19 protein-coding genes are annotated in these 18,271 nt (G+C 60.8%); 9 read left to right on the forward strand and 10 right to left on the reverse strand.

The window, feature by feature from the left end; all coding sequences use genetic code 11:
- Window positions 1-296: 296 nt before the first annotated feature.
- Window positions 297-1,922, forward strand: a complete 1,626-nt coding sequence (locus AC07SU_RS17140) for a glucan biosynthesis protein D (protein WP_494997697.1) — start codon at window positions 297-299, stop codon at window positions 1,920-1,922.
- Window positions 1,923-2,032: 110 nt separating this feature from the next.
- Here AC07SU_RS17140 and AC07SU_RS17145 read toward each other — a convergent pair whose 3' ends face one another.
- The 4 genes from AC07SU_RS17145 to AC07SU_RS17160 form a co-directional block, all read right to left on the reverse strand.
- Window positions 2,033-2,218, reverse strand: coding sequence for a hypothetical protein (locus tag AC07SU_RS17145; protein WP_176994806.1), 186 nt, complete (start codon window positions 2,216-2,218; stop codon window positions 2,033-2,035).
- 195 nt (window positions 2,219-2,413) lie between these two features.
- Window positions 2,414-2,959 (reverse strand): GNAT family N-acetyltransferase, encoded by a 546-nt coding sequence (locus AC07SU_RS17150; protein WP_494997698.1) that lies wholly within the window; start codon window positions 2,957-2,959, stop codon window positions 2,414-2,416.
- 102 nt (window positions 2,960-3,061) lie between these two features.
- The gene (locus AC07SU_RS17155) at window positions 3,062-4,168 is read right to left on the reverse strand and encodes an NADH:flavin oxidoreductase/NADH oxidase (protein ID WP_494997699.1); all 1,107 of its coding nucleotides are present in this window, start codon (window positions 4,166-4,168) and stop codon (window positions 3,062-3,064) included.
- 123 nt (window positions 4,169-4,291) lie between these two features.
- Window positions 4,292-6,193 carry a potassium transporter Kup gene (locus AC07SU_RS17160; protein ID WP_176994809.1) on the reverse strand — a complete coding sequence of 634 codons (1,902 nt, stop codon included), beginning with the start codon at window positions 6,191-6,193 and terminating at the stop codon, window positions 4,292-4,294.
- A gap of 289 nt (window positions 6,194-6,482) precedes the next feature.
- On the opposite strand from AC07SU_RS17160, the gene rimO reads away from it, so the two are divergent.
- From rimO to tsaA, 5 genes are all read left to right on the forward strand, one after another.
- Window positions 6,483-7,823 (forward strand): 30S ribosomal protein S12 methylthiotransferase RimO, encoded by a 1,341-nt coding sequence (rimO, locus tag AC07SU_RS17165; protein ID WP_017254931.1) that lies wholly within the window; start codon window positions 6,483-6,485, stop codon window positions 7,821-7,823.
- A 110-nt stretch (window positions 7,824-7,933) separates the two neighbouring features.
- Window positions 7,934-8,428 carry a GNAT family N-acetyltransferase gene (locus tag AC07SU_RS17170; RefSeq protein WP_494997700.1) on the forward strand — a complete coding sequence of 165 codons (495 nt, stop codon included), beginning with the start codon at window positions 7,934-7,936 and terminating at the stop codon, window positions 8,426-8,428.
- A 159-nt stretch (window positions 8,429-8,587) separates the two neighbouring features.
- Window positions 8,588-9,298, forward strand: coding sequence for an rRNA pseudouridine synthase (locus AC07SU_RS17175; protein ID WP_494997701.1), 711 nt, complete (start codon window positions 8,588-8,590; stop codon window positions 9,296-9,298).
- 70 nt (window positions 9,299-9,368) lie between these two features.
- On the forward strand, window positions 9,369-9,830 hold the full coding sequence (locus tag AC07SU_RS17180) for a YehS family protein (protein ID WP_071487504.1): 462 nt from the start codon (window positions 9,369-9,371) through the stop codon (window positions 9,828-9,830).
- Window positions 9,831-9,833: 3 nt separating this feature from the next.
- Window positions 9,834-10,529, forward strand: a complete 696-nt coding sequence (tsaA, locus tag AC07SU_RS17185; RefSeq protein ID WP_176994812.1) for a tRNA (N6-threonylcarbamoyladenosine(37)-N6)-methyltransferase TrmO — start codon at window positions 9,834-9,836, stop codon at window positions 10,527-10,529.
- 163 nt (window positions 10,530-10,692) lie between these two features.
- Here the strand turns inward: tsaA and fpr are convergent, their stop codons facing one another.
- The gene (gene fpr, locus AC07SU_RS17190; RefSeq protein ID WP_003189055.1) at window positions 10,693-11,472 is read right to left on the reverse strand and encodes a ferredoxin-NADP reductase; all 780 of its coding nucleotides are present in this window, start codon (window positions 11,470-11,472) and stop codon (window positions 10,693-10,695) included.
- A 124-nt stretch (window positions 11,473-11,596) separates the two neighbouring features.
- Between fpr and AC07SU_RS17195 the strand changes: the two genes are divergently transcribed.
- On the forward strand, window positions 11,597-12,523 hold the full coding sequence (locus tag AC07SU_RS17195; protein ID WP_010212678.1) for a LysR family transcriptional regulator: 927 nt from the start codon (window positions 11,597-11,599) through the stop codon (window positions 12,521-12,523).
- A gap of 3 nt (window positions 12,524-12,526) precedes the next feature.
- On the opposite strand, the gene AC07SU_RS17200 is transcribed toward AC07SU_RS17195, so the two are convergent.
- From AC07SU_RS17200 to AC07SU_RS17210, 3 genes are all read right to left on the reverse strand, one after another.
- On the reverse strand, window positions 12,527-12,889 hold the full coding sequence (locus AC07SU_RS17200) for a diacylglycerol kinase (RefSeq protein ID WP_017137081.1): 363 nt from the start codon (window positions 12,887-12,889) through the stop codon (window positions 12,527-12,529).
- Between the two features lie 75 nt (window positions 12,890-12,964).
- A complete protein-coding gene (gene erdR, locus AC07SU_RS17205; RefSeq protein ID WP_176994813.1) occupies window positions 12,965-13,615 on the reverse strand; it encodes a response regulator transcription factor ErdR in 651 nt (216 codons plus the stop codon).
- 252 nt (window positions 13,616-13,867) lie between these two features.
- Window positions 13,868-14,587, reverse strand: a complete 720-nt coding sequence (locus AC07SU_RS17210) for a tRNA-uridine aminocarboxypropyltransferase (RefSeq protein WP_494997702.1) — start codon at window positions 14,585-14,587, stop codon at window positions 13,868-13,870.
- A 179-nt stretch (window positions 14,588-14,766) separates the two neighbouring features.
- On the opposite strand from AC07SU_RS17210, the gene AC07SU_RS17215 reads away from it, so the two are divergent.
- Both AC07SU_RS17215 and AC07SU_RS17220 read left to right on the forward strand, forming a co-directional pair.
- The gene (locus AC07SU_RS17215) at window positions 14,767-15,207 is read left to right on the forward strand and encodes a PA3611 family quorum-sensing-regulated virulence factor (protein WP_176994815.1); all 441 of its coding nucleotides are present in this window, start codon (window positions 14,767-14,769) and stop codon (window positions 15,205-15,207) included.
- A gap of 293 nt (window positions 15,208-15,500) precedes the next feature.
- Window positions 15,501-16,613: an LOG family protein gene (locus tag AC07SU_RS17220; protein ID WP_494997703.1), complete on the forward strand. Its 1,113-nt coding sequence runs from the start codon at window positions 15,501-15,503 to the stop codon at window positions 16,611-16,613.
- Window positions 16,614-16,676: 63 nt separating this feature from the next.
- On the opposite strand, the gene recX is transcribed toward AC07SU_RS17220, so the two are convergent.
- Both recX and recA read right to left on the reverse strand, forming a co-directional pair.
- Window positions 16,677-17,144: a recombination regulator RecX gene (gene recX / locus AC07SU_RS17225; protein WP_176994817.1), complete on the reverse strand. Its 468-nt coding sequence runs from the start codon at window positions 17,142-17,144 to the stop codon at window positions 16,677-16,679.
- Window positions 17,145-17,152: 8 nt separating this feature from the next.
- Window positions 17,153-18,211 carry a recombinase RecA gene (gene recA, locus AC07SU_RS17230; protein ID WP_016970800.1) on the reverse strand — a complete coding sequence of 353 codons (1,059 nt, stop codon included), beginning with the start codon at window positions 18,209-18,211 and terminating at the stop codon, window positions 17,153-17,155.
- Between the last annotated feature and the right edge of the window lie 60 nt (window positions 18,212-18,271).

Here is an 18,271-nt window from a genome sequence, read left to right on the forward strand (position 1 = left end):
CCCTTGTAGGAGCCGGCTTGCCGGCGATGGCGACCTTGAATGTTGCGCTGACGTCAAGGGCCTCATCGCCGGCAAGCCGGCTCCTACACTGGAGTTGTGTCAGTTGGAAATGTCTTGTCGCACTTGCAACGCCATCGTCCCGCCATCAATCATTTTTCCTACGTCACCGAACCGCTTAAGCTATCCGGCGTCTGTTTATTGTTCGTTGCGTTTGGTCGAAGGCATGTCCGAACCGTAATTTCTGATCCAGTACGTGCCAGGAACGGCGCAGGATTTGCTCACGACAGGTTGTCTCTATGCACCGCAGGAATTTGCTCAAAGCGTCCATGGCCATTGCGGCTTACACCGGTTTATCGGCCAGCGGCCTGCTCGCTGCGCAAGCCTGGGCCGGCAACCGCGCCGCCGACGGCAAGGCCATCGCTTTCGATTTTGAATCGCTCAAGGCCCAGGCCAAGCAATTGGCCGGCACGCCTTACAAAGACACCAAACAGGTGCTGCCGCCGACCCTGGCGACCATGACCCCGCAGAATTTCAACGCCATCGGCTACGACGGCAAACACTCGCTGTGGAAGGAATTGAACGGCCAACTGGACGTGCAGTTCTTCCACGTCGGCATGGGCTTCAAGACGCCGGTGCGCATGCACAGCGTCGACCCCAAGACCCGTGAAGCCCGCGAGGTGCATTTCCGCCCGTCGCTGTTCAACTATGAAAAAACCACCGTCGACACCAAGCAACTGACCGGCGACCTGGGTTTCTCCGGCTTCAAGCTGTTCAAGGCGCCTGAGCTGGACCGCCATGACGTGCTGTCGTTTCTGGGTGCCAGCTACTTCCGCGCGGTGGATTCCACCGGCCAGTACGGCCTTTCTGCCCGTGGCCTGGCCATCGATACCTACGCGAAAAAACGCGAGGAATTCCCCGACTTCACGCAGTTCTGGTTCGAAACCCCTGACAAGGACGCGACCCGCTTTGTGGTCTACGCCCTGCTCGACTCGCCAAGCGCCACCGGTGCCTACCGCTTCGACATCGACTGCCAGGCCAGCCAGGTGGTGATGGCCATCGACGCGCACATCAATGCGCGTACCGCCATCGAACAACTGGGCATCGCGCCGATGACCAGCATGTTCAGCTGTGGCACCCACGAGCGCCGCATGTGCGACACCATCCACCCGCAGATCCACGATTCCGACCGCCTGGCCATGTGGCGCGGCAACGGCGAGTGGATCTGCCGCCCGCTCAACAACCCGGCCAAGCTGCAGTTCAACGCCTTTGCCGACAAAGACCCGAAAGGCTTTGGCCTGGTGCAGACCGACCACGAATTCGCCAGCTACCAGGACACCGTGGACTGGTACAGCAAGCGTCCAAGCCTGTGGGTAGAACCAACGACGGCGTGGGGCGAAGGCTCGATCGACCTGCTGGAAATCCCGACGACTGGCGAAACCCTGGACAACATCGTGGCCTTCTGGATCCCGAAAACGCCGGTGGCTGCCGGTGACTCGCTGAACTACGGCTACAAGCTGTACTGGAGCGCCCTGCCGCCTGTGAGCACGCCGCTGGCGCAGGTCGATGCGACCCGTTCCGGCATGGGTGGTTTTACCGAAGGTTGGGCACCGGGCGAGCACTACCCTGAGGTGTGGGCACGTCGCTTTGCCGTGGACTTCAAGGGGGGCGGCCTCGACCGCCTGCCGGCCGGCACAGGGATCGAGCCGGTAGTGACCTGCTCCCACGGCCAGGTGAAGGATTTCAGCGTGCTGGTGCTCGACAACATCAAGGGCTACCGCATCCTGTTCGACTGGTACCCGACCAGCGACAGCGTGGAACCGGTGGAACTGCGGCTGTTCATCCGCACCCAGGACCGCACCTTGAGCGAGACCTGGCTGTATCAATACTTCCCGCCAGCGCCAGAGGCGCGTAAATACACCTGATACCCCCTTGTAGGAGCTGGCTTGCCAGCGATGCAGACACCTCGGTTTCTCGGCTGTACCGAGGCGATGCTATCGCGGGCAAGCCCGCTCCCACAGTGATGCCCCTTCATCTAGAACCGCGAAACACTCTTCATCGCCCCAATCAAATAGCGCATCGCCACCTGATCGTTTTCGGTCAACGCCCGGTACTGCGCCAGCAATTCAGCTTCATCGGAACTCAGCCTTCGCCCCCACAACGACAACCTGCGACCCACATAAGCCGCCACCGCACCCGCTACACCATAGGACTTGGCCATGGACCGTTACTCCTGATATCGATCAAATACTGTCGGTGCCCATCACCCGCCTCCCGCAAAGCGCAATGCCTGCGTGAACAAACCGACTGACTCCCTGGGCCAGAAATCAGACTTACCCTAAGCGTAGAAACTATCTCGCCAGACGTGGGATTTTTTTAGAGTATTAACTTAAAAAAATTCAGTGGTAACAAAGGCCTACAGCCCTTTCTCACGCAATGGCCGATACAGGTGAATGTCGTGGGGTTCCTGTGCAAACAGTCCGGGGTCGGGGTGTTGCAGCCTCTGGCAGCCATGACGCAGGTAAAAGTCCACGGTATTGCGCGACTCCGTAGCCGATACATACAGGCCATCGATGCCAGCCTTTCGCCCCTGCTCACACGCCAGGGCAAACAACCGCCCTCCCAGCCCGTGCCCTCGCGCCCGATGGCTGACGTGCAGGAACTTCAACTGCTGCAGGAGCAGGCCCTGGTTGTGGATGGGGCGATTGTCCACCACCACTGCAGCCACCAGGGTTGGCCCGTCGAACACACCCCATAACCACCCGCCCCGCTCAAGGCAGGCGAGCAGTGCAATGGCGTCCTGTTCAGCCTCGCCTTCGGGCCAGCCGCGCATGTCGTGGAAGTCGGGGTATAGCACCAGCTCGCCGTCCTCGACGCGGTAGCACTCGTGTACCAGTTCCGTGCGGTCGATGGTGGCCAACAAAGGGATATCGTTTTTAGTTAACGCTCGTTCGACCGACATGGTGGCCTCCTGCTTTTGAGCGCCAAGCATCGGGGTTGCGTGAACCGCGGGCAAGAAAAAACCCACCGGGCCAGGGTGGGTTTGTATTAAGCGACTGTAGGATCAATCCCTGAGATCGGACTCGTGAATCGGCTGGTCGCGATGGGTCGCCCGTTGGTACTGCGCTGGCCAGATGGCCTTGCGCCCGCCCAGGTCGTCGTCGGCATGCAGCGGCCAGTACGGGTCGCGCAGCAGTTCACGAGCCAGGAAAATGATATCGGCCTGGCACGTGCGCAGGATGTGCTCGGCCTGGGCCGGCTCGGTGATCATGCCGACGGTGCCGGTGGCCATGCCGGACTCCTTGCGCACACGCTCGGCGAAGCGCGTCTGGTAGCCGGGGCCCGTGGGGATCTCGGCGTTGGCGGCGGTGCCACCGGAGGACACGTCGATCAGGTCCACGCCCAAGTCCTTCAGGCGGCGTGCCAGCTCCACCGTTTCGTCGGGGTTCCAGCCGTCTTCCACCCAGTCGGTGGCCGATACGCGCACGAACAACGGCAGCTCCTGGGGCCAGACGTCGCGCACGGCCTTCGTCACTTCCAGCACCAGGCGGATGCGGTTTTCAAAGGAGCCGCCATATTGATCCTGGCGCTGGTTACTGATGGGCGAGAGGAATTGATGCAACAGGTAACCGTGGGCCGCGTGGATCTCCACCACTTCGAAACCCGCCGTGAGTGCGCGTTTGGCGGCGGCGACAAAGTCGGCGATCACCTGCTGGATCTGCGCTTCATCGAGTGGCTTGGGCTGTGTGTGGTTGGGGTCAAAGGCAATCGGTGACGGCCCTACCGGCACCCAGCCGCCGTCTTCAGGCTTGACGCTGCCATGCTTGCCGATCCAGGGCCGATGGGTGCTGGCCTTGCGCCCGGCGTGGGCCAGTTGAATACCTGCGACCGCCCCCTGGGCCGCGATAAACCGGGTGATGCGTTGCAGTGGTTCGATCTGTGCGTCGTTCCACAGGCCCAGGTCCTGGGCGGTGATGCGGCCATCGGCGGTCACGGCGGTGGCTTCGGTGAAAATCAGCCCGGCGCCCCCCACCGCGCGACTGCCCAAGTGGACTAGGTGCCAGTCATTGGCCAGGCCATCATCCGCAGAGTACTGGCACATCGGCGAGACGGCGATGCGGTTGAGCAGGGTCAATTGACGGAGGGTATAGGGTTCGAGCAGCTGACTCATGGCGCACCTCTTCTGGGTTCTATGGGCACTCAACGGTGCTTAGAGCCTAGTCGACAACGCGCGATTGCACAGGGTTCAGAATGGAACACGGGAGCCGATTGCCGGCTCCCGTCTTGCAGCCGCTTACATTTCGACCTGGGTGCCCAGCTCGATCACGCGGTTGACCGGTAGCTTGAAGAAACGCAGGTTGCCGTTGGCGTTCTTCAACATAAACGCGAACAACGCCTCGCGCCAGCGCGCCATGCCCTTGATCCGGGAGGCGATGACGGTCTCACGGCTAAGGAAGTAGGTGGTGCGCATCGGGCTGAAGTCCAGATCGTCCAGATGGCACAGCTTCAGGGCTTCGGGCACGTCCGGCTCGTCGGCAAAACCAAAGTGCAGGATCACCCGGAAGAAGCCTTCGCCGTAGGCATCCACTTCGAAGCGACGCGAGGTGGGCACACGGGGAATGTCTTCGTAGACCACCGTCAGCATCACCACTTGCTCATGCAACACCTGGTTGTGCAGCAGGTTGTGCAACAGCGCGTGGGGCACCGCGTCAGGCCGCGCGGTGAGGAACACGGCGGTGCCTTGCACACGGTGCGGCGGCTGCACGCGGATACTGCCAATAAAGATCGGCAGCGGCAGGCCGCCTTCGTCGAGGCGATCCACCAGCAATTGCTTGCCGCGCTTCCAGGTGGTCATCAGCACGAACAACACGATCCCCGCCAATACCGGGAAGGCACCGCCCTGGATGATTTTCGGCACGTTGGCCGCAAAGTACAGGCCGTCGACCAACAGGCAGCAGACCAGTACCGGCACCGCCAGGATCGGCGGCCATTTCCACAGCAGCAACATCACCGCCGACACCAGGATAGTGGTCATCAGCATGGTGCCGGTCACCGCCACACCGTAGGCCGAGGCCAGGGCGTTAGAGGACTCGAAGCCCAGCACCAGCAGGATCACGCCGACCATCAACGACCAGTTCACCGCACCGATATAGATCTGGCCCTGCTCGGCGCTGGAGGTGTGCTGGATGTGCATGCGCGGGATGTAGCCCAACTGGATCGCCTGGCGCGTCAACGAGAACGCACCGGAAATCACCGCCTGGGACGCAATCACGGTCGCCAGGGTGGACAGCACCACCAGCGGGATCAACGCCCAGCTCGGCGCCAGCAGGTAGAACGGGTTGCGCGCCGCTTCCGGGTCGCCCAGCAGCATGGCGCCCTGGCCGAAATAGTTCAGCACCAGCGCCGGCAGCACCAGCATGAACCAGGCGCGGGCGATGGGCTTGCGGCCAAAGTGGCCCATGTCGGCGTACAACGCCTCGGCCCCGGTCAATGCCAGGACCACGGCGCCGAGAATGGCCACGCCAATCCCCGGGTGGGCCTGGAAGAAACGCACGCCCCACAGCGGGTTCAACGCGCTGAGCACTTCAGGGTGCAGCGTGATGCCATACACCCCCAGGCCGCCCAGCACCAGGAACCAGGTCACCATCACCGGCCCGAACAGCTTGCCGATGCGGTCGGTGCCGTGTTTCTGGATCAGAAACAACGCCACCAGCACGATCAACGCGATGGGCACGACCCATTTTTCAAGGCCGTCGAACGCCAACTCCAGGCCTTCGATGGCCGACAACACGGAAATGGCCGGGGTGATCATACTGTCGCCGTAGAACAGCGCCGCACCGCACAACCCGCACACCACGAGGAAACTGCGCAGCTTCTTGCGCTCCCCTGCCGCCCGACGTGCCAGTGCCGTCAGGGCCATGATGCCGCCCTCGCCCTGGTTGTCGGCGCGCAGCACGAACAGCATGTACTTGATCGATACGACCCAGATCAGCGACCAGAAGATCAGCGCCAGGATCCCCAGCACCCCATCATGGTTGACCTGAACCCCGTAACCGCCAGTGAACACTTCTTTTAGGGTATAGAGCGGGCTGGTACCGATATCGCCGTAAACCACCCCGACCGCCGCCACCAGCATGCCAATCGGCTTTGCGTTGGAATGCTCGGCACCTGCTGCCTGACTACTTGCCTGACCCATCAACCACTCCTGCCCTTTGACCTGAGGTCTTTTATAAACAGCGCGTCTAAGCTGACCCTAGCATGCGCTGTTTTACTTCTCGTAACAGACGTTTTATTGACCTCGGGGTTTTACCCGTGTGCAACGGCGCGAAGCATAGCGCAGCACTCGTCGTATTTCCCTGCATAAAGCTGGTCAAGTGCGTTGCCCGTCGCTAGAATTGCGCACTTTTTGATCAGAGGCGCACCAAGCGCCCGTCTACCGCCTTGTCGTGCCCGACTGGCGGCGTCATTCAATACCGAGGTTAGACATGTCCACCACTCCCGCGACGGCCAATCCCAAGGTCGGCTTTGTATCCCTGGGCTGCCCCAAGGCCCTGGTCGATTCCGAACGCATCCTTACGCAATTGCGCATGGAAGGCTATGACGTCGTGTCCACCTACCAGGACGCGGACGTGGTGGTGGTCAACACCTGCGGCTTCATCGACTCGGCCAAGGCTGAGTCCCTGGAAGTGATCGGCGAAGCGATCAAGGAAAACGGCAAGGTCATCGTGACCGGTTGCATGGGTGTGGAAGAAGGCAATATCCGCAACGTGCACCCAAGCGTGCTGGCCGTGACCGGCCCGCAGCAGTACGAGCAGGTGGTCAACGCCGTGCACGAAGTGGTGCCACCGCGCCAGGATCACAACCCGCTGATCGACCTAGTGCCGCCGCAAGGCATCAAGCTGACCCCGCGTCACTACGCGTACTTGAAGATTTCCGAAGGCTGCAACCACAGCTGCAGCTTCTGCATCATCCCGTCGATGCGCGGCAAGCTGGTCAGCCGCCCGGTGGGTGACGTGCTGGACGAGGCCCAGCGCCTGGTCAAATCCGGTGTGAAAGAGCTACTGGTGATCTCCCAGGACACCAGCGCCTACGGCGTCGACGTCAAATACCGCACCGGTTTCTGGAACGGCGCGCCGGTGAAAACCCGCATGACCGAACTGTGCGAAGCCTTGAGCAGCCTGGGCGTGTGGGTGCGCCTGCACTACGTGTACCCGTACCCGCACGTGGACGAGCTGATCCCGCTGATGGCTGCCGGCAAGATCCTGCCGTACCTGGACATCCCGTTCCAGCACGCCAGCCCGAAAGTGCTCAAGGCCATGAAACGCCCAGCCTTCGAAGACAAGACCCTGGCGCGCATCAAGAACTGGCGCGAGATCTGCCCGGAGCTGATCATCCGTTCCACCTTCATCGTCGGCTTCCCTGGCGAAACCGAAGAAGACTTCCAGTACCTGCTGGACTGGCTGACCGAAGCCCAACTGGACCGCGTCGGCTGCTTCCAGTACTCGCCGGTGGAAGGCGCGCCGGCCAACCTGCTGGACCTGGCCGTGGTGCCGGACGACGTCAAGCAAGACCGCTGGGAGCGTTTCATGGCGCACCAGCAAGCGATCAGCTCGGCGCGCCTGCAACTGCGCATCGGCAAGGAAATCGAAGTGCTGATCGACGAAGTCGACGAGCAAGGCGCCGTTGGCCGTTGCTTCTTCGACGCGCCGGAAATCGACGGTAACGTGTTCATCGACGATGCCAGCGGTTTGAAGCCAGGTGACAAGGTGTGGTGCACCGTGACCGACGCCGACGAGTACGACTTGTGGGCTGAAAAGCGCGACTGAATCGCGCCTGCGTAATAATTTGAAAAAGCCCCGCCTCTGGACAAGATGCGGGGCTTTTTTCGGTCTATCGTTTGCCCATCGGCGCCATTCATCGGCAAGGGGCAGCGGGCATGCGTCAGCGTTCGGTTATCCACACACCTAAAACCAGCGACTATGCGGAGCTGGCGCGCCTTTGGGAGGCCTCGGTGCGGGCGACCCATGACTTTCTGCCAGACAGTTACATCCTGTTGTTGAAAAACCTGGTGCTGACCCGCTATCTGGATGCCGTGATGCTGATCTGTACGAAGGACGCGCGTCAGAACATTACCGGGTTTGCCGGGGTGGCGGCGGGCAAGGTCGAGATGCTGTTTATTGATCCGCAGCACCGGGGTGAAGGTCTGGGCCGGCAATTGCTGAGGTATGCGATCGAGCATTTGAACGCCGATGAGCTGGATGTGAACGAACAGAACCCACAAGCGTTGGGGTTTTACTTCAAGCAGGGGTTCGAGGTTATCGGGCGTACGGAGCATGATGGCCTCGGCCAGCCTTACCCACTGCTGCACATGCGCTTGCGCGCTTCTGTAGGAGCTGGCTTGCCGGCGATGCAGGCACCTCGGTCTGCCTGATGTACCGCGTGGAGGCAATCGCAGGCAAGCCAGCTCCCACACAAGCCAGCTCCCAGCAAAGCCAGAGCCCCCACAAAAAACACCCGCACTGAAATGGAGCCGGGATTAACCGGCGCCAGGCAGGTACAATAGTCGCCCCCTTTTGTTACGGCCCTTGTCATGACTGACCCCATACGCCTCTCCAAACGCCTTATCGAACTGGTCGGTTGCTCCCGTCGGGAGGCTGAGCTGTTCATCGAAGGCGGCTGGGTCTCGGTGGACGGTGAAGTGATCGACGAGCCGCAGTTCAAGGTCACTACCCAAAAGGTCGAACTCGACCCCGAGGCCAAGGCCACCGCGCCGGAGCCGGTGACCCTCCTGCTGCACGCGCCGGCTGGCGTGGACGCCGAAACGGCCTTGGCCTCGATCAGCGCCGACACCCTCTCCGAAGAACACCGCTTCGGCAAGCGCCCGCTCAAGGGCCACTTCCTGCGCCTGACCGCCAGCGCCGACCTGCAAGCCAAGGCCAGCGGCCTGCTGGTGTTTACCCAGGATTGGAAGATTCTGCGCAAGTTGACCGCCGATGCCGCCAAGATCGAGCAGGAATACGTGGTCGAGGTCGAAGGCGACATGGTTGCCCACGGCCTCAACCGCCTGAACCACGGCCTGACTTACAAAGGCAAAGAGTTGCCGCCCGTCAAAGCCAGCTGGCAGAACGAAAACCGCCTGCGCTTTGCGATGAAAAACCCGCAGCCCGGCGTGATCGCCCTGTTCTGTGAAGCGGTTGGCCTCAAAGTCATCGCCATCCGTCGTATTCGTATCGGCGGCGTGTCCATCGGCAAGGTGCCGGTCGGCCAATGGCGTTACCTGTCCGGCAAAGAGAAGTTCTAAGCCGCTACCCTTTTTCTCGACACTGCCGGATTTGAGCGGTGTCCTCAGTTGAATACCAGGATTGCCCACCATGATTCACAACGACGTACTGCGCAGCGTGCGCTACATGCTCGACATCAGCGACAACAAGATGGTCGAGATCATCAAGCTCGGCGGCATGGACGTGACCAAGGACGATCTGCTGACCTACCTCAAGAAAGACGAGGAAGAAGGCTTCGTGTTCTGCCCGGATGAAGTCATGGCGCACTTCCTCGATGGCCTGGTGATCTTCAAGCGCGGCAAGGACGAAAGCCGTCCGCCGCAGCCGATCGAGACGCCGGTGACCAACAACATCATCCTTAAGAAACTGCGCGTGGCCTTCGAACTGAAGGAAGACGACATGCACGCCATCCTCAAGGCCGCCGAGTTCCCGGTGTCCAAGCCGGAGCTGAGCGCACTGTTCCGCAAATTCGGCCACACCAACTACCGCCCGTGCGGCGACCAGTTGCTGCGCAACTTCCTCAAGGGCCTGACCCTGCGGGTTCGCACCTAAGCCATGAGCTACAACGTCTCTCCCGTCGGTTTCGTGCGTTCCTGCTTCAAGGAGAAGTTCGCCATCCCGCGCCAACCGCAACTGGCGCCCGCCGCCCGTGGCGTACTGGAGCTGGTGGCGCCGTTCGACGGCGGCGAGGCGGTGCAGGGCCTGGAGCAGGTCAGCCATGTGTGGCTGTTGTTTTTGTTCCACCAGGCCCTGGAAGACAAGCCCCGCCTGAAAGTGCGCCCGCCCCGCCTGGGCGGCAATGCATCCATGGGCGTGTTCGCCACCCGCGCCACCCACCGACCCAACGGCATCGGCCAGTCGGTGGTGAAGCTGGACAAGGTGGAACCCGGCAAGCTGTGGATCTCCGGGATCGACCTGCTCGATGGCACGCCGGTGCTGGATATCAAGCCGTACGTGCCGTATGCCGACATTGTCGACATCGCCACCAACGGCATCGCCAGCGCCGCGCCACAACTGATTCCGGTGCAATGGCTGAAGACCGCCCTGCAACAGGCACAAAGCCACGCCGAACGCCTTGGCGAACCCTTGGTGGCGTTGATTGATCAATGCCTGGCACAGGACCCACGGCCGGCGTACCAGACACCAGGGCCAGAGCGTGAATACGGCGCGCAGTTCTGGGATGTGGATGTGCGCTGGCACTATCCCGAGGCTGGGGTGATTTGTGTGTTGGAAGTGCTCGCGGCGAAATAAACGCTGAAACGACTGTGGGAGCTGCTTGTGTGGGAGCTGGCTTGTCGGATCGCCGCACCGCTGCGATAGCATCACCTCGGTTCAACTGAATGACCGCGGCGTCTGCATCGCAGGCAAGCCAGCTCCCACACAAGCCAGCTCCCACAATTTTTTGTATCGGTGTTTATTTTTCGACGAATGCGCGTTCGATCAGGTAGTCACCCGGCTCACGCATGCGCGGCGAAACCTTCAGGCCGAAGCTGTTCAGCACTTCGCTGGTTTCGTCCAGCATGCTTGGGCTGCCGCACAGCATGGCGCGGTCGTCTTCAGGGTTGATCGGCGGCAGACCGATGTCGCTGAACAGCTTGCCGCTGCGCATCAGGTCCGTCAGGCGGCCTTCGTTTTCGAACGGCTCGCGGGTCACGGTCGGGTAGTAGATCAACTTGTCACGCAGGGCCTCGCCGAAGAATTCGTTCTGCGGCAGGTGCTCGGTGATGAACTCGCGGTAGGCGACTTCGTTGACGTAACGCACGCCGTGGCACAGGATCACTTTTTCAAAGCGCTCGTAGGTTTCCGGGTCCTGGATCACGCTCATGAACGGCGCCAGGCCAGTACCGGTGCTGAGCAGGTACAGGTGCTTGCCCGGCTTCAAATCGTCAAGCACCAGGGTGCCTGTCGGTTTTTTGCTGATGATGATCTCGTCGCCTTCCTTCAAGTGCTGCAATTGGGAAGTCAGCGGGCCATCCGGGACCTTGATGCTGAAGAACTCCAGATGCTCTTCCCAGTTCGGGCTGGCAATGGAGTAAGCACGCATGAGCGGGCGGCCGTTGGGCTGTTGCAGGCCGATCATCACGAACTGACCGTTCTCGAAGCGCAGGCCCGGATCGCGGGTGCACTTGAAGCTGAACAGAGTGTCGTTCCAGTGATGAACACTGAGGACACGCTCGTGGTTCATGTTGCTCATGTACGGGGGACTCCTGGAAATGGGTCTGCGCCAAAGATGGGATGCGCAATTGCACAGCATTCTAATGGCGGCGACAATATCTGTTAACTGGATTATTAAGATAAGGGTTATCGGTTATATCGATATGCGATTTACTCTCCGTCAACTGCAAGTTTTCGTCGCCGTCGCCCAGCAGGAAAGCGTCTCCCGCGCTGCTGGCCTTCTGGCCTTATCTCAATCCGCCGCCAGCACCTCGATCACCGAGCTGGAGCGTCAATCCAGCTGCCAATTATTCGACCGCGCGGGCAAACGCCTGAGCCTCAACGCCCTCGGCCATCAGCTGTTACCCCAGGCGGTGGCGCTGCTGGACCAGGCCAAGGAGATCGAGGACCTGCTCAACGGCAAGTCCGGCTTCGGTTCCCTGGCAGTCGGGGCCACGCTGACCATCGGCAACTACCTGGCGACCCTGCTGATCGGCAGTTTCATGCAGCAGCACCCCGAGAGCCAGGTGAAGCTGCATGTGCAGAACACTGCCCATATCGTGCACCAGGTGGCGCACTACGAAATTGACCTAGGTCTAATCGAAGGTGACTGCAGCCACCCGGATATCGAGGTGCAAACCTGGGTGGAGGATGAGCTGGTGGTGTTCTGCGCGCCGCAGCATCACCTGGCCAAGCGGGGTGTGGCGAGCATGGACGAGTTGACCCATGAGGCGTGGATCCTGCGGGAACAAGGCTCGGGCACGCGCCTGACGTTTGACCAAGCCATGCGCCATCACCGTAGCGCGCTGAATATCCGCCTGGAGTTGGAACACACCGAAGCGATCAAGCGGGCGGTGGAGTCAGGCTTGGGGATTGGTTGCATCTCCCGGCTGGCGCTGCGAGATGCATTCCGCCGTGGCAGCCTGGTGCCGGTGGAAACCCCGGACCTGGACCTGGCCCGGCAGTTCTACTTCATCTGGCATAAACAGAAGTACCAGACCTCGGCGATGCGTGAGTTCCTGGAGCTGTGCCGCGCCTTTACCGCCGGGGTTCAGCGCAGCGACGAAATCGTGCTGCCGAGCATTGCCTGAGGCTTAGATCAGGATGACGGCCCACACCAGGGTGATCATGGTCAGGGCCACAAATTGTGCGGCGCTGCCCATGTCCTTTGCGTTCTTGGACAAGGGGTGGCGGTCCAGGGAAATACGGTCGATCGCCGCTTCCACCGCCGAGTTGAGCAGCTCGACGATCAGGGCCAGCAGGCACACCGCGATGAGCAACGCGCGCTCGACGCGACTGACGTGCAGGAAAAAGCTCAGCGGGATCAGGATGACGTTCAGCAACACCAACTGACGAAATGCCGCCTCGCCGGTGAAAGCCGCACGCAGACCATCCAGGGAATAGCCCCCTGCGTTGAAGATACGTTTGATACCGGTTTGACCCTTGAAAGGCGACATAGATGTAGGCAACTGAACCAAAGGAGTGGGGAAACTAGTTCACGCAAAGTCAAAAAAGCGTGAACCGGTGACATCTTAATGCTGCGAAATTGACTCAAGTTGTTGCAAGAGCAGCGCCGCCTGGGTGCGCGTGCGTACGCCGAGCTTGCGGAAGATCGCCGTCACGTGGGCCTTGATGGTCGCTTCCGACACGTTCAACTCGTAGGCAATCTGCTTGTTCAACAAGCCTTCGCACACCATGGTGAGCACGCGGAACTGCTGGGGCGTGAGGCTGGCCAGGCCATCACGGGCGGCCTTGGCTTCGTCGGACACATTGATTTCTTCAAACGCCTGGGGCGGCCAAGACACGTCGCCGTCGAGCACCGTGCGCACGGCGTTCTGGATATCTTCCATGGCGCTGGACTTTGGAATGAAACCGCTGGCGCCAAACTCCTTGGAGCGCACCACCACGTCGGCCTCTTCCTGGGCCGAGACCATCACCACGGGGATCTGCGGGTATTGACCGCGCAGCAGCACCAGGCCGGAAAAACCGTAGGCACCGGGCATGTTGAGGTCGAGCAGCACCAGGTCCCAGTCGGATTTTTCGGTGAGGCGGGCTTCCAGCTCGGCAATGCTGGCCACTTCGACCAGGCGCACGTCCGGGCCGAGGCCCAGGGTCACCGCCTGGTGCAGCGCACTGCGAAACAGCGGGTGGTCATCGGCTATCAGGATGTCGTATGTGGCCATTGATTAAATGATCCTGTTTTTTATGGGAGCCCTGATGGGTTCAGGGTTCGCCAGTACACAAGGCGACGGCCAGGCAGCCATCGCCACAGGGCACACTCAGCGTCAAAAACACCTGGAACGACGCTGAAAATTCACGGTTACGCCCCAATCGGCGCCCAGCATGCCCAGCGTAGCCTGGGGGGTCAAGCACTACGCCCGTGGGCATTTTAGCGGGTTACCGGTTTGCGGTGCCATCATGCAAACGTCGTCTGGTTATACCGCCGGGATATAGGGTGCAAGACGAGTATGGACGATGTCCGCAGGGTCCAGCGGCAGTTGGAACTTGGCCGCCAGGTAGTGGGTGCTGAACACATCAAGGTAGGCATCCAGCACTTCACTGGCGGTTTGGTCGTCGGCCAACTCCAGGCACAGCGCTGCCACTTCAGCGGTACAGAAATGATCATCGCGCTTCGATCGGCGCAGCTTGTAGCGAGACAGCTGTTCCGGCGCCAGGCTCAGGACCGGCAGGTGCTCCAGGTACGGGCTCTTGCGAAACATCTTGCGCGCTTCGCTCCAGGTGCCGTCCAGCAGGATGAACAGCGGGCGCTTGCCCGTCTCCACCGTGACCTCGCTGACCACCCGCTGCGGCGCAACAAATTCGCCGGGAAACACGATGTACGGTTGCCACTGCGGGTCGGCCAGCAAGGTCAGCAGCTCAGGGTCGACCTCGGTGCGAGACCAGGCGAACGCAGTGGTGTCGTCGATCACATCGGCGATCAGCCAGCCGGTGTTGCTGGGTTTCATGGGTTCCACGTCATGCATCAGCAGGCACATCGCGGACCGCGCCTGAACCTTGGGGCGCCAGGCACACAGGCAATACTCGGGGATGACCCGACAGCCGGGGCAACGTTCGGCGCGGGAGCCACGGTTGAGGAACGGCCGGACGGCACGGGCCAGGCGCTGGGCGCGCAGGCGGGAGACGGCGTGGCTCATCGGATGCGCCGTTGGGACGGGTAAATCGACACGGTGAAAACTCGTGGAGGGCTTAAGTGGCCGCAGTTTACCAGCGATACGCCTGGCTGTAGTGGCAAGGGGTCACCTATAATTGCGCGCCACTGAACGCACAGCGCAGTGGCTGGTCTATGCACCAGTAACCGAATCAGGAGAGTTTCATGCTGCGTTCCATGCTGCGCCTTGTTGTTCCATCCGTCGCCTTGGCGCTGGTCTTGCCCATGGGTGCCCAGGCAGCCTCGTTGCTGGAGGCCCAAATGAACCGCAAGCTGCAAAGCGTCGCGGCTGAAAGCAACAAGGACCTGCCCCGGGAAATCGATGAAAAGACACTGGAAGTGGCCTACACCGTCGAAGGCATGCAGCTGATCGACCACCTCAGCGTGCAGCCTGATCGGGCCGAACAGATGCGCGCCAACCCCAAGGCTGTGTATTTCCAGCTGGGCCAGAGCGTGTGCCTGAACAAGGGCTACCGCGAGCTGATGGCCAAGGGCGCAGTGATGCGCTACGACATCACCGAGAACAAGACCAACCGCCCCGTGGCGTCGGTAAAGTTCATCGAGGCTGACTGCCCGGCACCGGCTGCAGCGAAGAAGAAAAAGTAACCTCGTGACCTGCGCGCACTGCCGTCCGGCGGTGCGCACGCCCCCCCGCTTCAAGTCCTCTCCAGCAGCTAGACTCCCTATCAAGCGGCCAATTAAGTGGTTGCCAGCCAAGGGTTTTCCGGCCCATGATCAAGTCATCCCAACCGTTCAATCACAGCGCTTTTCATGCTGTTCTGTAACATTTTCAGGGCAAAAGAAGGTTGCCCCCTGCGGCAAGCAACGACACATGCAGTGTCGTCGCCTCCGGCGAATGGCTCGTCGGCCACCCGGGCCCTGCAAAAAGGAGAAGTTGAATGCCTTACGAATCGAATGACCGCCTATTACGGCACTTTGAAGAAAACGGGGCCGACCTCACGCAGCAGGTCGACGCACAACTCCAGCTGATCGCCCCCAACAGCCCGAACATCCCCCTTTATCGCGACATGATCCTGACTGTGCTGCGCATGGCCCAGGACGACCGCAACCGCTGGAACGCCAAGATCACCCTGCAAGCGATCCGCGAGTTGGATAACGCTTTCCGCGTCCTGGAGCAATTCAAGGATCGCCGCAAGGTCACGGTGTTCGGCTCAGCACGCACCCCCGTCGAAAGCCCACTGTATGCCCTGGCCCGGGAAGTGGGCGCCATGCTGGCGCAATCGGACCTGATGGTGATCACGGGCGGCGGTGGCGGCATCATGGCCGCTGCACATGAAGGTGCGGGCCTGGAACACAGTTTGGGGTTCAACATCACCCTGCCGTTCGAGCAACACGCCAACCCGACCATCGATGGCACCGACAACCTGTTGTCGTTCCACTTCTTCTTTACTCGTAAGCTGTTCTTCGTCAAGGAAGCCGATGCGTTGGTGCTGTGCCCGGGTGGCTTTGGCACCCTGGACGAAGCGCTGGAGGTGCTGACGCTGATCCAGACCGGCAAGAGCCCGTTGGTACCGGTGGTATTGCTGGACGCACCGGGTGGAGGTTTCTGGCAAGGCGCCCTGGACTTCATCCGTAGCCAGTTGGAGGCCAATCGCTACATCTTGCCCACCGACCTCAAGCTGGTACGGCTGGTGTACAGCGCACAAGAAGCGGTGGAGGAGATCAACCGGTTTTATGCCAACTTCCACTCCACTCGCTGGCTGAAACGTGAGTTTGTGGTGCGCATGAATTATCCGCTCAGTGATCGGGCATTGGCTCATCTGCAGAGCGAGTTTGCCAGCCTGCGATTGAGTGGGGAGTTCCAGCAGCTGGCGTATACGGGTGAGGAGCATGATGAAGCGCGCTTCAGCCATTTGACGCGGTTGGTGTTCAACTTCAATGGACGGGATCAGGGGCGGCTGCGGGAGTTGGTGGATTACATCAATTTGCCGGAGAACTGGGCGCAGGCTCAGGGGAAGGCGCAGCAGCGGGTGGCGCCGGAGCCAGCGTGACTTTTTGAAAGCCGAAAAAAAAGGCCCACTATTTTCATAGTGGGCCTTTGTTTTTTGGTTTGCTCAGTCGTCCAGATCTCGGCCGCTCAAGAGGCGGTTGATCATTTCCATCGAGAAACCGCGATAGCTCAGGAAACGGCCCTGTTTAGCGCGCTCCTTGGCATCGATCGGCAGATGGCCGGAAAACTTGCGACGCCAAGTGTCTTCCAACTGCGCCTGCCAGCTGATACCGCACTCACGCAGGGCAAGGTCGATATCGGCACGCTGCAGGCCACGTTGGCTCAGCTCTTCGCGAATTCGCGCGGGGCCGTAGCCAGAGCGCGCTCGGTAGGAAACGAAACTTTCGAGATAACGGGCTTCCGACAGCAGTCCCTCTTCCGTCAAACGGTCGAGGGCACTTTCGATCATCTCAGGCTCTGCGCCGCGCTGACGCAGCTTACGCGTCAGCTCGACTCGACCATGCTCGCGGCGAGCGAGCAGGTCCATTGCAGTGCGCCGAACGGCGACGAGTGTATCCAGTACAACAGTCATCATTTGCTTCAGATGTCAGTGTCGACTTCTTCCATCTCGTCAACCGGCTCACGGTTGGCGGCCGCTTTTACGTCTGGTGCGGCGGTCAACAGCTTGTCGCGGATCTGCTTCTCAAGCGTGGCTGCGATGTCCGGGTTGTCCGCCAGGAACTTGGCCGAGTTGGCCTTGCCCTGACCGATCTTGCTGCCGTTGTAGGCATACCAGGCACCGGACTTCTCGACGAAACCGTGCAGCACGCCCAGGTCGATCATCTCGCCGTTCAGGTAGATACCCTTGCCGTAGAGAATCTGGAACTCGGCCTGACGGAAAGGCGGAGCCACTTTGTTCTTCACGACTTTAACGCGGGTTTCGCTGCCGACAACCTCGTCACCTTCCTTCACCGCGCCAGTACGGCGGATATCCAGACGGACCGAAGCATAGAACTTCAACGCGTTACCACCGGTGGTGGTTTCCGGGCTGCCGAACATTACGCCGATCTTCATACGGATCTGGTTGATGAAGATCACCAGGCAGTTGGCGTTCTTGATGTTACCGGTGATTTTACGCAGCGCCTGGGACATCAGACGAGCTTGCAGGCCCACGTGCATGTCACCCATTTCGCCTTCGATTTCAGCCTTGGGTACCAGGGCCGCCACGGAGTCGACCACGATCACGTCGATGGCGTTGGAGCGCACCAGCATGTCGGTGATTTCCAGGGCTTGCTCACCGGTGTCCGGCTGCGAAACCAGCAGGTCGTCAACGTTGACGCCCAGCTTGCCGGCGTACTCGGGGTCCAGGGCGTGCTCGGCGTCGACGAACGCACAGGTGGCGCCCATTTTCTGCGCCTGGGCGATCACCGACAGGGTCAGGGTCGTTTTACCGGAAGATTCAGGACCGTAGATTTCAACGATACGGCCTTTTGGCAGGCCGCCAATGCCGAGCGCGATGTCCAGACCCAGAGAGCCAGTGGAAATAGCCGGGATCGCCTGACGGTCGTGATCGCCCATACGCATTACGGCACCCTTGCCGAATTGACGTTCGATCTGACCCAGGGCCGCAGCCAAGGCTTTCTTCTTGTTGTCGTCCATTAAAGTCCTCACGTAATCAATAAGGCCTGGTCGGCCAACACCTGTATAAGTAGACAGTAT

This window comes from Pseudomonas sp. GW821-FHT05H12, from assembly GCF_059419385.1.

Coding starts and splice junctions, on each gene's coding strand:
- recX (WP_176994817.1), bottom strand. CDS start 17,144: ATGACTGTTGTACTGGATACACTCGTCGCCGTTCGGCGCACTGCAATG.
- AC07SU_RS17180 (WP_071487504.1), top strand. CDS start 9,369: ATGATTCACAACGACGTACTGCGCAGCGTGCGCTACATGCTCGACATC.
- AC07SU_RS17195 (WP_010212678.1), top strand. CDS start 11,597: ATGCGATTTACTCTCCGTCAACTGCAAGTTTTCGTCGCCGTCGCCCAG.
- AC07SU_RS17155 (WP_494997699.1), bottom strand. CDS start 4,168: ATGAGTCAGCTGCTCGAACCCTATACCCTCCGTCAATTGACCCTGCTC.
- AC07SU_RS17200 (WP_017137081.1), bottom strand. CDS start 12,889: ATGTCGCCTTTCAAGGGTCAAACCGGTATCAAACGTATCTTCAACGCA.
- rimO (WP_017254931.1), top strand. CDS start 6,483: ATGTCCACCACTCCCGCGACGGCCAATCCCAAGGTCGGCTTTGTATCC.
- AC07SU_RS17150 (WP_494997698.1), bottom strand. CDS start 2,959: ATGTCGGTCGAACGAGCGTTAACTAAAAACGATATCCCTTTGTTGGCC.
- recA (WP_016970800.1), bottom strand. CDS start 18,211: ATGGACGACAACAAGAAGAAAGCCTTGGCTGCGGCCCTGGGTCAGATC.
- erdR (WP_176994813.1), bottom strand. CDS start 13,615: ATGGCCACATACGACATCCTGATAGCCGATGACCACCCGCTGTTTCGC.
- AC07SU_RS17220 (WP_494997703.1), top strand. CDS start 15,501: ATGCCTTACGAATCGAATGACCGCCTATTACGGCACTTTGAAGAAAAC.
- AC07SU_RS17145 (WP_176994806.1), bottom strand. CDS start 2,218: ATGGCCAAGTCCTATGGTGTAGCGGGTGCGGTGGCGGCTTATGTGGGT.
- AC07SU_RS17215 (WP_176994815.1), top strand. CDS start 14,767: ATGCTGCGTTCCATGCTGCGCCTTGTTGTTCCATCCGTCGCCTTGGCG.
- fpr (WP_003189055.1), bottom strand. CDS start 11,472: ATGAGCAACATGAACCACGAGCGTGTCCTCAGTGTTCATCACTGGAAC.
- AC07SU_RS17170 (WP_494997700.1), top strand. CDS start 7,934: ATGCGTCAGCGTTCGGTTATCCACACACCTAAAACCAGCGACTATGCG.
- AC07SU_RS17140 (WP_494997697.1), top strand. CDS start 297: ATGCACCGCAGGAATTTGCTCAAAGCGTCCATGGCCATTGCGGCTTAC.
- AC07SU_RS17210 (WP_494997702.1), bottom strand. CDS start 14,587: ATGAGCCACGCCGTCTCCCGCCTGCGCGCCCAGCGCCTGGCCCGTGCC.
- AC07SU_RS17175 (WP_494997701.1), top strand. CDS start 8,588: ATGACTGACCCCATACGCCTCTCCAAACGCCTTATCGAACTGGTCGGT.
- AC07SU_RS17160 (WP_176994809.1), bottom strand. CDS start 6,193: ATGGGTCAGGCAAGTAGTCAGGCAGCAGGTGCCGAGCATTCCAACGCA.
- tsaA (WP_176994812.1), top strand. CDS start 9,834: ATGAGCTACAACGTCTCTCCCGTCGGTTTCGTGCGTTCCTGCTTCAAG.